This window comes from Bifidobacterium saguini DSM 23967 (assembly GCF_000741715.1).
GTDB lineage: Bacteria > Actinomycetota > Actinomycetes > Actinomycetales > Bifidobacteriaceae > Bifidobacterium > Bifidobacterium saguini.
The window spans coordinates 199,343-214,653 of the sequence record NZ_JGZN01000005.1; the positions used below are offsets into that span (position 1 = coordinate 199,343).

General features: G+C 56.3%; 17 protein-coding genes. 6 read left to right on the top strand and 11 right to left on the bottom strand.

Translation table 11 applies throughout. The features are described from left to right. Window positions 1-39: 39 nt before the first annotated feature. The 4 genes from BISA_RS02990 to BISA_RS12190 form a co-directional block, all read right to left on the bottom strand. A complete protein-coding gene (locus tag BISA_RS02990; protein ID WP_033890117.1) occupies window positions 40-1,179 on the bottom strand; it encodes a 4-hydroxybutyrate dehydrogenase in 1,140 nt (379 codons plus the stop codon). 90 nt (window positions 1,180-1,269) lie between these two features. After that, window positions 1,270-1,668 carry a DUF1304 domain-containing protein gene (locus BISA_RS02995; protein ID WP_033890118.1) on the bottom strand — a complete coding sequence of 133 codons (399 nt, stop codon included), beginning with the start codon at window positions 1,666-1,668 and terminating at the stop codon, window positions 1,270-1,272. 109 nt (window positions 1,669-1,777) lie between these two features. Further along, window positions 1,778-2,047, bottom strand: coding sequence for a type II toxin -antitoxin system TacA 1-like antitoxin (locus BISA_RS03000; protein WP_161786505.1), 270 nt, complete (start codon window positions 2,045-2,047; stop codon window positions 1,778-1,780). 722 nt (window positions 2,048-2,769) lie between these two features. Next, window positions 2,770-3,330 (bottom strand): TetR-like C-terminal domain-containing protein, encoded by a 561-nt coding sequence (locus BISA_RS12190; protein WP_051917308.1) that lies wholly within the window; start codon window positions 3,328-3,330, stop codon window positions 2,770-2,772. A 112-nt stretch (window positions 3,331-3,442) separates the two neighbouring features. Here BISA_RS12190 and BISA_RS03010 point away from each other — a divergent pair, with 112 nt between their 5' ends. After that, window positions 3,443-4,453, top strand: coding sequence for a lipocalin family protein (locus BISA_RS03010; protein WP_033890120.1), 1,011 nt, complete (start codon window positions 3,443-3,445; stop codon window positions 4,451-4,453). 228 nt (window positions 4,454-4,681) lie between these two features. Beyond that, window positions 4,682-4,822 carry a hypothetical protein gene (locus tag BISA_RS12775; protein WP_156099584.1) on the top strand — a complete coding sequence of 47 codons (141 nt, stop codon included), beginning with the start codon at window positions 4,682-4,684 and terminating at the stop codon, window positions 4,820-4,822. Window positions 4,823-4,886: 64 nt separating this feature from the next. Here BISA_RS12775 and BISA_RS12195 read toward each other — a convergent pair whose 3' ends face one another. Further along, a complete protein-coding gene (locus BISA_RS12195; RefSeq protein WP_051917309.1) occupies window positions 4,887-5,432 on the bottom strand; it encodes a TetR/AcrR family transcriptional regulator in 546 nt (181 codons plus the stop codon). A gap of 184 nt (window positions 5,433-5,616) precedes the next feature. Between BISA_RS12195 and BISA_RS03020 the strand changes: the two genes are divergently transcribed. Next, window positions 5,617-7,029, top strand: coding sequence for a DHA2 family efflux MFS transporter permease subunit (locus BISA_RS03020; protein ID WP_152597217.1), 1,413 nt, complete (start codon window positions 5,617-5,619; stop codon window positions 7,027-7,029). A gap of 48 nt (window positions 7,030-7,077) precedes the next feature. After that, window positions 7,078-8,097, top strand: a complete 1,020-nt coding sequence (locus tag BISA_RS03025) for a lipocalin-like domain-containing protein (RefSeq protein ID WP_081889984.1) — start codon at window positions 7,078-7,080, stop codon at window positions 8,095-8,097. Between the two features lie 388 nt (window positions 8,098-8,485). On the opposite strand, the gene BISA_RS03030 is transcribed toward BISA_RS03025, so the two are convergent. Continuing rightward, a complete protein-coding gene (locus BISA_RS03030; RefSeq protein ID WP_033890122.1) occupies window positions 8,486-8,866 on the bottom strand; it encodes a hypothetical protein in 381 nt (126 codons plus the stop codon). Between the two features lie 177 nt (window positions 8,867-9,043). Here BISA_RS03030 and BISA_RS03035 point away from each other — a divergent pair, with 177 nt between their 5' ends. Together BISA_RS03035 and BISA_RS03040 are read left to right on the top strand one after the other, a co-directional pair. Continuing rightward, window positions 9,044-9,679: a sugar O-acetyltransferase gene (locus BISA_RS03035; protein WP_420308622.1), complete on the top strand. Its 636-nt coding sequence runs from the start codon at window positions 9,044-9,046 to the stop codon at window positions 9,677-9,679. A gap of 160 nt (window positions 9,680-9,839) precedes the next feature. After that, on the top strand, window positions 9,840-10,967 hold the full coding sequence (locus BISA_RS03040) for a zinc-dependent alcohol dehydrogenase (protein ID WP_033890124.1): 1,128 nt from the start codon (window positions 9,840-9,842) through the stop codon (window positions 10,965-10,967). Between the two features lie 95 nt (window positions 10,968-11,062). Here the strand turns inward: BISA_RS03040 and BISA_RS11870 are convergent, their stop codons facing one another. The 5 genes from BISA_RS11870 to BISA_RS03065 all read right to left on the bottom strand — a co-directional run bounded on the left by BISA_RS11870 (window position 11,063) and on the right by BISA_RS03065 (window position 15,246). After that, window positions 11,063-11,980 carry a response regulator transcription factor gene (locus tag BISA_RS11870; RefSeq protein WP_034535004.1) on the bottom strand — a complete coding sequence of 306 codons (918 nt, stop codon included), beginning with the start codon at window positions 11,978-11,980 and terminating at the stop codon, window positions 11,063-11,065. A gap of 58 nt (window positions 11,981-12,038) precedes the next feature. Next, window positions 12,039-12,728, bottom strand: a complete 690-nt coding sequence (locus BISA_RS03050; protein WP_033890125.1) for a hypothetical protein — start codon at window positions 12,726-12,728, stop codon at window positions 12,039-12,041. A 72-nt stretch (window positions 12,729-12,800) separates the two neighbouring features. Further along, window positions 12,801-14,072, bottom strand: a complete 1,272-nt coding sequence (locus BISA_RS13305; protein WP_237746076.1) for an ABC transporter ATP-binding protein — start codon at window positions 14,070-14,072, stop codon at window positions 12,801-12,803. 249 nt (window positions 14,073-14,321) lie between these two features. Beyond that, window positions 14,322-14,633 carry a transcriptional regulator gene (locus BISA_RS03060; RefSeq protein ID WP_033890126.1) on the bottom strand — a complete coding sequence of 104 codons (312 nt, stop codon included), beginning with the start codon at window positions 14,631-14,633 and terminating at the stop codon, window positions 14,322-14,324. Then, window positions 14,620-15,246: a hypothetical protein gene (locus BISA_RS03065; protein ID WP_152597218.1), complete on the bottom strand. Its 627-nt coding sequence runs from the start codon at window positions 15,244-15,246 to the stop codon at window positions 14,620-14,622. Before BISA_RS03065 ends, BISA_RS03060 begins: the two co-directional genes overlap by 14 nt. Window positions 15,247-15,311: the final 65 nt, after the last annotated feature.

Below are 15,311 nucleotides of genomic sequence, written 5' to 3' on the forward strand. Positions count from 1 at the left end.
GCAGACCTCTAGTATTTGGAACGGCTTGTTATTTGCAGCTCAGTACAACTCTTCGAAAATCTTGCGCACACGGGCGGCATCGAGCGGTACGAAATTGTTACGCATCAGTCGTGCTTGCGTGGTCATCACACGCTCCGTGAATTCCGGCAGATCCTCACGAGTCACACCGTACTCATGCAGCGCCTTCTTCGGCAGCAACTGGTTGATCAGTGTTTCCAGCTCGTCGTACACATTGGCCACATCACAGCCGAGCAAATCGGCGAGTACAGCGTTCAGCTTGGCGATTTCGCCATCCGGCTTAATCTCCATGTAATTGCGCAGCACACCGGTGAACATCGCGTAGTTCGATTCGCCGTGCGGCACATGATACTTGCCACCCAGCTGATAGCTCAGCGCGTGAACGGCGGCGCAGCCACCGGTGTCGAAGCTGATGCCCGCGTAATCGGAGGCGATGAGGAAATCGTTCATCAATTCGTTGCGCTTGGCGCGGCGCTCACTGCTGCCGGCCGGACCCGCCGCGACAATCGCCTTATAGCCATTGACGATCATCTTCATGGCCTCATAGCCGAACAGGCGCGTGTACGGCGTGGAGTTGGGGGAGAGCGTGGACTCGACCGAATGCACGAGCGCATCCAAAGAGCTGGTCATGAACACATGGTCCGGCAGGCCATAGAGCAGCTCGGGGATGAGCACGGCATGATCGGCGAACATCTCCGGGCCTGCAATACCCGCCTTACAGCCGAGACGCGTACGGTTGATGGCCGCGATTTCGGTGACCTCGCTGCCGGTGCCGCAAGTGGTAGGCACGAGTACGAGCCCGACCTTGCGCTTGAAATCCGGCAAATGGTCGATCACGTCATCGATGCTGGCACCACCGGCCACGGCCACGATCTTCGACATGTCCATCACCGCGCCGCCGCCGATGGCTACGATACGGTTGTAATTGAACTGGGCGGCATCCTGGATGATGGCGTCGATCATCACGTCGGTCGGCTCCTGATTGCCGTACTTGTCCACCAACAGCACGTTCGCGTCATTGAGATACGGCTTCAAGAATGCGTCATGAATCATGCCGATGCTGACCACCAGGTCGCTCGGGCCAAGCTCGAACGCTTCAGCGAATTCCTTGACCGTGGCGAACTGATAGATGTCTTTTGGCCCTACGGTGAGCATCTTCATGGTGCGATTCCTCCGTTGTCTGGATGATGTTAGGATATTGCGCCCGATGCTAATCCCGGTTCATGTCGGTGATGTTGCCTGTTGCTGCGATTACAGAAGTGCAGAGATGATGAGGAAGACCAAGGAAAGCGCTGGCAGAGTGAACTGCTTGACGGCGGCTGCGCGCTTGTCCGGGCTGCCGGTGAACAGTACCAGTGCGGCGAGCACCATTGATGCTGTGCCGGCTACCATCAGTGTGATGCCAACGGTCTGTTGAGCCTGCTGCCCGAGCAAGGTGATTATTGCACCAGCGGCAGCCATAATGCCGAGGAACAAGTTGTAAAAACCTTGATTATAGGCCATCTCCTTGGTTGCTTCGGCTTCTTCGGTCGAGATAATGGAGAAGGTTTTCATGGTGTTCGTTTCAGTCCATCGGAATGATTCCAAAACGAAAATCAGCACATGCAACAGGCCTGCCAATACGGCGAAAACACAGGATGCGGTAAGCACGATGATATTTCTCCTCTCTCAATTTGAACGGCATAAGTCTAGCAATGATGTGCACCGGGATAGACTAAGAAATGCTCATCAAACACATGGAATTGGAAGGAAAAGAAGGTCAATCCCATTGTGGATTTCTTGCCATCAGTTCGTTGACTGCAGCGGATGTGGGATCTTTCAGTGCTGCCATGTAAATGTCGAATGATGCGGAGTCCAATTGCAAGGTTGTCTCATTGTTGATTTCGTAGCGCGCTGCATCAATAAGATGTTGTGCGGCCCATTGAGAGAGTGTCAAATCGGTCAGTGAGGCGGCGTGTACGAATAGCGCATATTGTTCATCGGTGAGAGGAATGCTTAATTGCGCTGCTTGTTGTTGGTTTGTCGTCATCACGTTCTCCATTATGCAGTGAAATTGGTAAATAGTGATGTTCCTTTCAAACGTTGACTTGGGAGAACCGCATCAAGATGCAACATTGTGAAAGCCATTACGTCAATTTATTAATGATTTGGTTTGGCTGTTTGGATGACTGAGTAGCCCCTTGTTATTTTGAAGGGTTGATTCGCTGGTTTCCGCGAGCTTCGTCAGTTACGTTTTCGTTGCAATGATGCCGTTTTGACGACTTTCGTGAGATTTCGCTGATTGCTGCTGATTTTGTTGTTTTCCGCGGTCGCTGTGTCCCGGTTGTGTCTGTATCGGTTCCAGTGCTCCCCAGTCGAATGCGACATAATGACTGAGGAGCACTGGAGCCGGCGACGAGGCGTTCATTCGGCCCATCATCGCGATATGGTCGAATCCGGCGGGGATGTCGTGCGCCGAAGATAGGGAACGGCATCTGATTTCCGTGTGAGAGAACGATGGGGCGGCAGACAACGTAGGCCGCCATCGAGACAATATCTGGTCAAGGACTATGGTTCCGGCGATACGGACGTGCATGCACTGCGCGGCGTCAACGTGCGGTAGGGGGTATTTTCGTTTTCCCTCGCGATGATGAGGAAGAATGCGCATGCTTGTTCGTCGGCATCATGCTGGCCGCCGGTTTCTGGATGCCGCCGGACAGAGCGCTTCGTTTGCAGACAAGTTGCCGGGGCGTTCGTATAACGGGCCTGTGGTCAATTGCCGAGCATGGTGTGGATTGCTTCGACGGTCGAGACGACGATGGCGAGTACTTCCGCGGCGCTTTCCTTGCGCCCGTGCCGTATCCATGCGTCCAGCCCTCCGACCAGAGCGGATGCGGCGATGGCGATGATGTACTCCTCCTGCTCGGCGGTGACCTTTGCGTTCGGGAAGAAGTCGTGTCCGCCTTCCTTGACGAGCGTTCGGAACGAACGATAGAGGATGTCCATGTGCCCGCTGTCGGCGACGAGTTGTAGCAGTCGTGATTCGTCGATCCATTGTTCGATGAAGAATTGGCAGACGCTTCGCGTGTCCGTGTTGTTCAGGTCGTGTTGCCGGATAAGGATGCGATCCATCGTCCGGTCGCACAGGTATGCGAGCACATCGTCGGTGGTGTCGAACAGACGGTAGAACGTGGCCCTCCCCACATAGGATTCGCGTTGGATGTCGGTGATGGTGATTTTGGCGAATTCCTTGTGATCGGCGAGTTTGAGCAGAGCCTCGCCGATCAGTCTGGCCGACTCCTGCACCCGTCTGTCTTCCTTGATTCGGTACATTCCAGTCTCTTTCGTTTCGCTTCTTTCGATACGTTTGTATCGTAAGTGGCCTTAATGATACAACTGTACCGTAAATAACGGACGGAATGCCGTCATCACCAAGGAGCCAGCCATGAACCTGTACCCCAATATCAATCCGAATCTCATGACGTCCAACGCTCTCGAACCGCGGCTCGGTGTCGCGCCGCAAGTCGATCTGAGCGGTGATCTTCCCCGCAAACCCGATTACACCGTCGATTCGTGGTTCGTCATCGGCCGTGTCGAGGCGGAAGGGCATGCCGTCGACTATCTGTTCCACATCATGGCCATGCAAATGCCGATTCCGGTTCCGTCAATGGCGAAGAAATGGCAGATCGCCTACTCGCTGCTCGATGAAACCGACGGCTACTACGTTGCCGGCGACCATATTTACGCCGATAAGGAGGTGACCGCCGACACCGATCATTTCCGCATCGAACTGCCGAATGCCGAAATGAGCGGCGATTGGAATCGCATGCGCATCCGGCTCAAGGAGGACGAATTCGAAGTCGACACCGAAGCCAGTGCCGTCCACTACCCGGTCTTCACGCGCGGTGCCTCAGTCTTCGACCTGTTCGGCATGGTCATCCACCAATACTCCATTCCGTATATGAAGACCACCGGCACCCTGACCGTACGCGGACATCGGTATGCGCTGGACGGCGACAACGCGGTTTCGTGGTTCGACCGCCAATGGCAGAAGCAGAATTTCAAGATCACCACCGAATGGTCGTGGATGGCCATCTATCTGGACGATGGCAGCGTCATCAGTGTGCTCGACAGCGTCGGTGACACCGACACTCCGCGGTTCATGACCGTACTCAATCCGGACGGCTCCCTGACGCATTCCACCGCCGTCAAGCCATTCGGTGCCTGCGAGACACGTCACTGGACTTCGGAATCCGGACAGACCTATGCCACGCGGTGGGACCTTGAATTTCCCGATTTCGATGCAAAACTGCACATCGAACCGGTGATCGAGCATCAGGAAATCACCTCGTCGATGAAGAAACTCAGCAAGTACGAAGGTGCCGCCGCTGTGACCGGCACCTTCCAGGGGCAACCGGTTACGGGCCGCGCCACTGTCGAGCTCATCAAGATTTGAATCGGTGTTGCGGATTCGTATCGTCCACATGGTGATGGGCTGTCCGGGATTCGCCTTGTCTTTCCTGCGGGATTGTCCCGCTGCAACGGTGGAATGGAAACCGCGCCCGGTGCGGGTTATGCGGACAGGGGCAATGTCGCGGCCGAGGCGAACGCGGCCATGCCAGTCATTCATGCGGAGTATATGCCGGTGGCAAGTGATGTGTGACCGGGGTAATCGCGTTTGACTATGGCCGGCACCAGAACGTTGTCCACCGCGATCGAGCAACCGATGACGAGCGTGCCGGCCCACAATCCGATGGTGCCACATGCCGAACGGATCACGATGCCGACGATGGGATGGGATGATGTTCTGTTATCTGTTCCGTGATGATTGACTAGATGATTGAGAGTATCCGTGTGATGATGCCGTTGATTCGTATAGGGGGTGTTCGTTATCGTCCGTCGGGGATCCGAGCGGCGATGGCGTTGAGGTTTTCGACGACCGCCGCGATGATCTCGTCGTCGCTTTGTCCGCCTTCCAGCTTGAGCAGGCCAAGCGAGTGGAGGGCCCCGGCGATGGAGAAGACGGCGGCGATGCGCTCGCGCTCGTTCGCTGCTCGGGCGGAGTAACGTTCGACGAGCATCGATTCGATTTTGCGGAACATGGCTTCGGGGCGGCCTGCGAACAGGACGCGCAGATCGTCGATCTGGCTGTCGATGGCCGGTCTCCAGCCATTGAGGAATGCGGTTGGATCGGACAGGATCTTGTCCTTGTCGGGGTAATGCTCCAGCATCGCGTCGATGGTCTCGTCCTCAAGCTTGTCGTTGAGGTCGTATACGTCGAGGTAATGCTTGTAGAACGTACTCGGGTTGACGAGCGCAAGGTCGCAGATGTCCTTGACCTTGACTTTCGAGACCGGAACTCCTGATGCCCGTAGGCGCAGAAACGCCTCGCGGATTGCCTTGCGGGTTTTGACGATGCGCAGATCGGTCACCATGCTCCTTTCGTTCTGCCGGTAGCGTCATTCCTGCTCCGTCCATAAGCCGCGTGTTGTTCGACGATTCAGGCGAATCGTCGAATAAGCGAGAAATGTCGCATATCGGTGGTTGTCATCCGTTGCGTTTCGATAATAATTGATGCTCGTTGAATAATCAATAACTATTGTTTATCGGAGTGTTATTGTGAAACTTGGCATCAACAGAAAACAATGGATCATGGTCATCGTGCTGCTCATGGGCACATTGCTGGCCGTGCTCAACATGTCGGTGGTAACGCCGGCGCTGCCGTCCATCATGAAGGATCTCGGGGTGGATTCCACCACCGTTCAGTGGCTGTCCAGCGGCTATTCTCTGGTCGAGGCGATGGTCATCCCGCTCGCAGCGTTCCTCATGGGGCGCTTCTCCACCCGCAGACTGTTCATTGGATGCATCTCATTGTTCGCGGCCGGCAGTCTCGTCGCCGCATTCGCGTCGACCTTCCCCTTGCTCATGGTCGGCCGGGTGCTGCAGTCCCTGTGCACCGGCGCGATCATGCCGATGGTCACCGCGGTGATCCTGCTCGTGTTCCCCAAGGAAAGCCGCGGTGCGGCAATGGGCGTCACAGGACTCGTCGTCGGTTTCGCCCCGGCGCTCGGCCCGTCCATCTCCGGCGTGATCATCGACTCGTTCGGCTGGCGCACGCTGTTCGTCATCATGGCGGCCGTCTCGCTGATCGTCATCGCGTTGGCCGCCGTCTACCTGCGTAACTTCGACGGCTTCCAACCGGGTGCGTTCGACCTTGTCTCCGTGCTGCTCTCCTCGGCCGGTCTGGCATGCCTGTTGTACGGGCTGTCCACGTTCACGTCCACCGGCAACATGATGCTCACCGTCTCGCTGATCGTCGTCGGCGTGCTGCTCGTGGCCGTGTTCGTGCGCCGACAGCTCAAGGCGAAGGAACCGATGCTGCGCATCGGAATCCTCGCCAACCGCACCTACGCGCATTCGGTGATCATCGTGGCATGCATGCAGGCGGACCTCATGGGTTGCAACGTCATGGTGCCGATGTTCATCCAGACCGTGCTCGGCGCATCCGCCACCGCTAGCGGGCTCGCCATGCTTCCCGGCGCCCTCATCGGCGCATGCTGCGGTATCGTCTCAGGCCGCATGTTCGACAAATACGGCATCCGCAAGGTCGCCCTGCCCGGCCTGACGGTCATGACCATCGGCGGCGTGTTCATGGCTCTGCTCGGCGCGGACGCCTCGGTCATCCTCACGGCATGCGCCTATACCGTGCTCGACGCGGGACTCATGTTCGCCATGATCCCGGTGAACACCTGGGGCATCAACGCACTCGACAACGAAAACATCGGGCACGCGCAAAGCGTGACCAACACCGTCGGACAGATCGCCTCCTCGATGGGCACAGCCCTCATCGTATCCATCTCCGCACTGTCCGCCACCCTCGCGCCCACCGCCACCGGACACGCGCAATCCATACTCGGCTCGACGCTGGCATTCGCCGCCATCGCGGTCATCCTCGCGGCCGCCCTCGTCACAGCGCTTCTGGCGACTCGAATGAACCGAGGCGCGACGAAACGGACTCTCGTCGGACAGTGACCGAAACGACAACGTATCAACAGACACGGAACCAAAACGAAATGAGACATGATGAACACCGCGAACAACTCGCTGACCCACAACATCCGTACCTTCCACCACGGCACCGAACCACTGGTGGATCCCATCCAAGACACATTCATACGCACCGACAAAGCCGGCAACTCATGGTTCTGGGTCGGTCATTTCGAGACGGGTGGCTACACCCTTGACTTCATGTACCATGTCAGCGTCCTGCAGTTCTCCAAATATCTGCCGGTGCGCATGATCAACAGCGTGCTGTCCATCACCGATGAGACCGGACGCATCTACCGTCACGAAGACCGCTTTTACAGGGTCGGGCAAGGACAGGTCGCAGGCCAGGGACTGCACATCCACACCGACAAGGACGTCATCGAAGGCGACCTCGACAACATGCGCATCGCATCGGCCATGCCGGACGGATCCATCTACCTCGACCTGCACGGCACCGGATATCCACTCTACAGTCTCGGTACCGGCTACTTCCAGATTGCCGGAGTGGCCAACTACCAATACTCGTTCCCGCACATGGCTGCCAAAGGCGTCATCACTCTCGACGGCCAGCGCCACGAGGTGGAGGGAATGGCATGGATGGACCGTCAGTTCGCCGGCATGCCCAAAGGCAGAAGCCTCAAGGACGGCTACAACTGCAAATGGCTGTGGATGAACCTCTGCTTCGATAACGATCCCGACGTGATCAGCCTATGGGGTGTAACTGACCTGGCCACGGGCAGCGAACATTGCTGGGCCAGCGTCCTGCATGAGGACGGCACCCAATCTTCCGCCGGCGTGGATCCGATGGTCGGCGACTCCTTCAACGTGTGGGAAAGTCCTGTGACCGGCATGAAATACCCAACCGGATGGACCATCTCCATCCCTGAATGGGAAGCGAAACTCACCGTCACATCCATCATGGACGAACAGGAAATCGCTTCGCCGAACCCCTCAGGGCGCAAATACGAAGGAGCAAGCCAAGTGGTCGGCACCTACCGAGGACACTTGGTAACGGGCCGCTGTTGCCTCGAACTCGTCGGAGGATGGAACTAACAACACCGGCCCATTTTCCGAAAAACACCGGCATCGGTCCAATTTCGCCAACCCGCCGAAGAAAGCCACAACCCGCCGAACCGGTGAACAAGGGATTTGGAATGGGCGCCGAATAGCCTTTCGGGGGCTCTCGCACAAGTTAAGCCCGTCTCGCGCACAACACGAGACGGGCTTAACTCCTTGATTTTTATTTAGCTTCACTGTCTTTGCTGAGCTGCCGCCGAACGCTTGGTTCACCAAGGTGTAGACGGCTTGTGCGACGCCGATGATGCCGAGCAGGATGCTCACGCCGAGGCTGGTCAGGCCCACGTAGTCGGCGGCAGTGTCATGCGTGATATCGATGACACTGAGCGCAGGAGGCTGATGTTGTCCAGTTTTCTTAGCGTCCCTACAGTTCAATGTCCTGCGCGAGGATGTTGACGGCGTCGGTTTTGTGTTCGATCCACCAGGCTGCGTCATCGCGGCGGAGCACCTGTTTGCGTAGTTCGGCAAAGGCGTCTCGGTCCTCGATGCGGGCATGGGTGGCGAGAACATCCACTTGGTTGAGCGTTCGCCGGCGAATCGGCTCGGCGCGATCGCATTGCGCTTTGCTGCCCCATAATGTGCAGAAACCATCCATCCTGTTATCCTGCCGGCTGGCATTGCCGATGCATGCCGCACACAGGGACTGCTCAGCCTTGCGCACGCGTTGCTCCACAATGACATATGGGCCGTCCACGTTGATGCGTTCTTGATGCCCGCACGCGTGCGTGATTAGTCTCCAAGTCATACTGCCCACCTCAACTTTCAGGCAACTATTCGCTTCAACAATCTAGAACATATGTTCTATACTCATATGGACATTTGTTCGAATGTCTGGAGTGATTTGATGACATACGTGTGTGAAGCTCGGCTATTATGAAAAGAAATTCGGGCCGTAGAGGGTTCGGAGAACTTGGCAATCGCAATGGAGCAGGAGGGTCGCCGTATGAGCGTGCCGCAGAAGGTCTTGGATGTACTGCATTCGGGCGAAGTGTATTTCTGGGATGGCGAGCTAATGGATGCCGCGCAGCAAGAGCAAAGGGATATACTCAGCAAAACCAATGAATTGCCGGCTACTTCGCCGGAACGCGACAAGCTGCTACACGAGTATTTCGCCGAAATGGGGGAGAACACGTGGATTGAGCCACCGCTTCGCGCCAACTGGGGATGCTCAACCCACTTAGGCAGTTTCGTGTACGCGAACTTCAATCTGACGCTTGTGGATGATGGTGAGATTTTCATCGGCGACCATACGATGATCGGCCCGAACGTGACGCTTGTGACCACCGGTCACCCGATTCGCCCTGACTTGCGCGAAAAGCTGGCACAGTTCTCGGAGCCGATTCATATCGGTCGTAACGTGTGGATTGGAGCGAATGTCACCGTGCTGCCGGGAGTCACTATTGGGGATAATTCCGTCATCGGCGCGTGCAGCGTAGTCACCAAAGACATTCCCGCCAACTCGGTGGCGGTCGGCACACCTTGCCGTGTGATGCGCGAAATCAACGCGCATGATCAGGAATACTACTGGCGTGATAAGCGCATTCCGGAGGAGATGTAGTAATTTACGCAGTTGCAGAACTACCCCTCAGTCGGCTTTACCGACAGCTCCCCTGGCGAGGGGGGCAGAAGAAGACGAGGTGTTGATGCGGTGTTCTGCGGGGTGAGCGGACTAATGTAACCAAGTGAAGGCATTCCCTCATCACAAAGGAGTTATGACAATGTCCGAACCAACCATCCCCGCAGAAGGCCGTGTTGCTGTATTGACGGAGCCCAAGCACATAGACGTGCGCACGCTCCCACTGCCGCAAATCAACGATGACGAGGTGCTCGTCCGCGTTGAAGGCTGCGGCATCTGCGGCACCGACCAATCCGAATACCGTGCTGACCCGTTCGGATACGCTCCCATTGTGCTCGGCCACGAAGCCACCGGCGAAGTCGTGAAACTCGGTAAGAACGTCACCACGGATTACTCCGGCAAACCACTCAAGGTAGGCGACAAGATCGTCACCGGTTTGCGCCCATGCGGCCACTGCGCCATCTGCAAGCGCCGTGCCGACATGATTCATCTATGCGAAAACGGCGAAATCCACGGACTCATGCCCGGCGAAGACCACTTCTTCAACGGCTGGTACTCCGACTATATGAAGTGCAATCCGGGCGCGGTGATTTTCAACGTGAACGACATGCCCGACCGTGACTTGCGCATCCTGATTGAACCGGCCGCCGTGATTGTGCACGCTGTGGAGGAAGCCAAGAAGATCTACGATTTTAAGCACGGCTCCCACGTGCTGGTGCAAGGCTGCGGCCCGATTGGCTTGCTGCTGGTCGCACTGCTCAAGACCTACGGCATTCGCAATATCGTGGCCGTGGATGCCAAGGAAGCCCGTCTCGAGATGGCCGAGAAGCTCGGTGCCACCGCCACCGTGAACTTCTCCGACTATGATTCCGTGGACGCCGCAGCCGACGCCGTGCGTGCAGTCACCGAAGGTCTCGGCGCGGAAATGGGCTTCCAATGCACCGGTTCACCCGCAGCAGCCGCAGCCCTGTTCAAGTACATTCGTCGCGGCGGCTCCTACTGCGAGGTCGGCTTCTTCACCAACACCGGCGACGCCACCTACAACCCGCATCTGGACGTATGTCAAAAGGAAATCAAGCTCACCGGCTCCTGGACTTACCAAGCCGGCGACTGGCTGGAAGCACAAGAATTCCTCAAGGAAGCCAAGGACCGCGGCCTACCCGTCATGGATCTGGTGACCAACGTGTTCCCGCTCGACCAAATCAACGAAGCAATGGAATACGCACTCAGCATGCAAGGCCTCAAGATCGAAGTCGTGCCCGAGCTGTGAAGCAGTAGTCTGTTTTCCTCATGAAATAAGCTGCTTACGAATAACTTGTTCGTAAGCAGCTTATTTTTTCGATTGCGGACAGTCGTTTGCAAACGCTACCGAATGCGATAGTTGGAGCCGCGTTGAGTCATAATAAGGCCCGCGCGCGTGAGCTTCTTATCCAACGTGTACAAAGCATTGCGCAACAGGCCCTGCTGTTCGAAATAAGGTCCGCCCACAAGCCCTACAAGTTCCTTGGTGTTCACGAACTTGCCATCGGCCTTGACCAACGCCTCCAGCAGACTGTATTCCAGGCGGGAGAGTGTGATCGGACTGTGCGTGGACGCGTAGTACGCCCTGTGATGGGTGGTGTCCAACGTGAGATTGCCGCGAATAATCATTGCAGGGGAGTCGGCTGCGAGCGCATTCACATACGAGAGCAGTTCGGTGTCGGAGAACGGTTTGCGCAGCACGGCATCCGGCTGGTTGTTGTTCGGTTGCTCGGTACTGCTGTCGGATTCGCCGGGCTGATTGGATCCAGATGATGCGGCCGGTTCCGTTGATTGGTTTGATTCGATTGGCGCGTACTCATGCGGCAGCGCTCGCCAACGATTGCCTTCGCCGGTTGTGTGGCTCAATGGTGTGGTGGCGAGCAGCAGAATCTTCAAGGAAGAATCGGTGCTGCGCAGCTGAGCAACAAAATCATTGTGCGGCGGTTCGACCAGATCCTCGTCAAGCACAATCGCATCATAAGGGATTACGGGCGCTGCATCGGCATCGTTTGCGGCTTGGAACTGCGCTGGGACAGTGTTTTGAGCCGGAGCGCTAGTTTGCGCAGTCTGAGTCTGATCGTTGGCCAGCGTTTCGGTGCCAACTTCAGCCTCTGCTACAACCTGCCCCTGCTGTGCTGCAATAATCGCATCCAACGTTGCTTCTCGGGTGCCGCTCTGGTCAACCTCATGTTGTGCGCCCAGCAATGTGCCGCGAATGGCGCGGGCGAGCGGCTCATTCGATGCGGCGACCAGTAACTTCATAAGGCACCTCCCTTGCCGCCCAGTGTAGGCCGAGGCATGGTGCGATGTCGAAATGCGTTTAGAGAATGGGCCGCAACGTCATGGGGTAGCGATGATGTGCGGAGACAATGCTGAGCACAGCGGCAAGGATGCCGAATGCAACCAGTGCAATCAGCGCCCAAACCGCGGACATCATCAGCATCGCAATCATGAATACCAGCATCGGCGCAGACGAAATCAGCGAGACTATCGAGAATGAGCCGACCGATGCTGCGTGCGAGGCGAGCAGTATTTGCTCTCCTGCGAAAGCGATCACGGCTGGTGTAAGGACAATGCACATGATTTCAAGGACTGCATTGTTATTCCAGTGGACCAGTCCGCCCCAAGCCAGATAACCGAAAATGCTCAGCGACATGACTTCGGCGATAAGTATGGGTAGCAGGCTCTTGGCGATGCAATACTGCAGCATCGAGCGGCCGGATGCGCGCCACGTTTCCACAGTGCCGTCGCTTTCCACTGCAGCCGACAGGTCCATTTCATTGGGGTTGGCCATCAGCGTGCATAATGCCACTTCACTGCCCAGAAATCCGAACCACGGCGCTAACGTTTGAGCCGCGGATAGTCCGTCTATAGTGGCGGGATTTTTGGGGTCACTTGCGGAGAGTACGGCGAGCGTCACCGGAATGAACAGCCAAAGGCCGATGCCGAGTACCAGATATAACGGGTTCTTGCGTAGCAGGGTCCAATCTTTCCAGAGCATTGCTTTCATAAGAGGTGTCCTTTTTGTGATGTCTGTATAAATTTTGCCTACAGTGACTCATTCATTTCCGTGAACTTCCCCTCAGTCGGTGCTGATGCCAAAGTTCACGTTGCTGTGTTCATGCCCGAGCGTGGCGGCTTGTTTGAACGTGTCGATGCTTGGGAAATCAGTGATAGTGCAATCTTTGACAAGATGCTTGTTATCGAGAATGATGACGCGGTCGGTGACCTCCCAGCAGTATTCCAAATCATGCGTAATAGTTAATATCGTGCGGCCGTTCGCTTTGAGCTGCTTCATCAAATCGACTAGTAGCTGTCGGGTGATCGGGTCCACGGCATTGGTGGGCTCATCCAGCAGAATCAGCTTCGGGTCGAACAGCATGCCTGCCACGATGCCTGCGCGTTTCCTCAGGCCGCTGGAAAGATCTTTGACCTTCTTGTCGAGGTGCTCGCCCAATTCGAACGCCTGCACCATCGGGAGTTCATCAAGATGTTGCATGTCGATGGGGCACGGGTTCTCACGTGTGGCGTAAAGCATCGAACGGAACTTGAGATTTTCGCGGATGGTCATCGTAGGGGAGAGGTTGCCGGAATCGCTTAACTGAAACACTTCGCGCATCGAATGGAATATGTTGCTGTTAATTGCAGCAGACCCATGCTGCGGGCGCAGCAGACCGGTGATGATGCCGAACAAGGTGGTTTTACCCACGCCGTTATATCCCAGAATGCCGAGTGATTGACCGACCGGCACGACGAGATTGATATGCTCCAGCACCGGTTTGCGGCTCTTGTAGCCGAACGTCATATCCGTGACTCGGATGGCCGGTGGCTGATTGGCGTTGGTGGTGCTGTTGCTAGGAGCGAGGGTGGAGCTGGTCATGAGTAGAGCCTTTCCTTTGATGCAAATGGACCAGAGATAGAGTGCGAATGCCATCAGCGTGGGCGTGCATGCTGTTGCGATACTTTGCGGAGTAAGCATTGCCGAGTGCAGCGTCGGAGCAACGGCAGAGGCGAATATGGTGAGTATTATGCTTGCTACGGTGATTGGGATAAGCGCCCACAGCAGTTGTGCGATGACATATTGGCGCAGTGGGCGGCCGCAGGCTCGCACCGTAATGATGGTGCCATTGGCAAGGTCGCCGCGAATAGCATCTATGGAAAGCGTAGGTGCTAGGCAAATACCTAATGCGCCAACGGCAAACTGATACATGACAGCTGCCGTGCCGCCACTCATGCCGATCAGGGGAATCATGATGATGCACAGCATTGGCATAGCAATGGCGATGATGACGATGACCAACATCGCGGTGTTATGGCGGAGCTGCTGGAAATCCTTGTAGAAGATGGCTTGCATAGATGCCTCGAATCGGTATGATGAACCGCATTTGGGTAATTTTGGGTAAGCTTGCGCCAAGCCATGCGCATAGTAGTGATTTTGGGTATGGCTTGCGCTGAATACTTAGCTTCTCTCCCTCCGGAACTGCGTGCTCATGGGCTCGCCGTCGCTCGTTACATCGACTACAAACAGTCCACTGGACTGTTTGCTTAACGCCGATGTCCTATCAGAGGGAGGCAGAAGGGAAACTGAGAAAAAGATCGGGAATTACTGGCCGGTGACGATTTGGCGCAGGGCGGCTACGTGGGATTGGAACGCTTGCTTGCCTTCTTGGGTGAGTTTCACCCAAGTGACCTTGTAAGCTTTGCTGCCCTCTCCGGCCTTCTTATCGAGCTGAATATAATCGTGCTCGGCCAGTGTTTTGAGGTGTTTGGAACAGGTTGCATCACTGATTTCGAGCGTGTCGCGCAGCACATCGAATCGCATCGTGCCATAGGTGTCGAGCAGGCCGCAGATACGCAGTCGAATCGGCGCGTGGATGATCTCGTTAAACACTGGTTGCGGATTATCCGATGCCATGATGCGCCTCCGCTAAAGAGTCAAGGGCAGATGGATTTGGAGCGGTGCGTTGCTGTAATGCGCGGACGATTTCATCACATTCCCACGCTTGCATAGCGCCATTGATAACCGCGCCAACCAATGTGACCGCCACGGCTGACCACCATGCGGTGGTGGCGAATCCTACGGCAAGCGCCAAACACGGTGGAATGAAATTGACAAGGAAATGCACGACGATCGCAACCTTATAGCGGCGGCTCCGCATCGCAGGCTTCGGTGCCTGCCATTGCGGGGCGATGCCTTGGCGGCGGCTATTGAGCATGATGGCCGCAGTGAGAAGCAGCAGACTTATCACCAGCAGAGCGGCCACAAGCCATATGGGATTCCACGGCAGGTTGAATCGGTTGAACCATGCCTGAGGGATTAGCCAGTACGTGAATGTGAGCAGACCGAATACGATGGCGATCCAAACAATGTTGGACGTGCGGCGGGCCGCATAGCCGGATGCGATTTTCGCGCGATCGGCGTCGAGTGCCTGCAAGGTATCGAATGCATCAAGTGCCTGCTGTTGATTGTGGGCAGGATTATGTTCAGGCATCGGCTGCGCCTGTTGCATTGGCTGTATTCTCGCCATGATGACCCCCTTCACGCGGATTATGGTTGGCTGGAGTAGCCAAACCTCTTTCCGCTGTGGAAAAT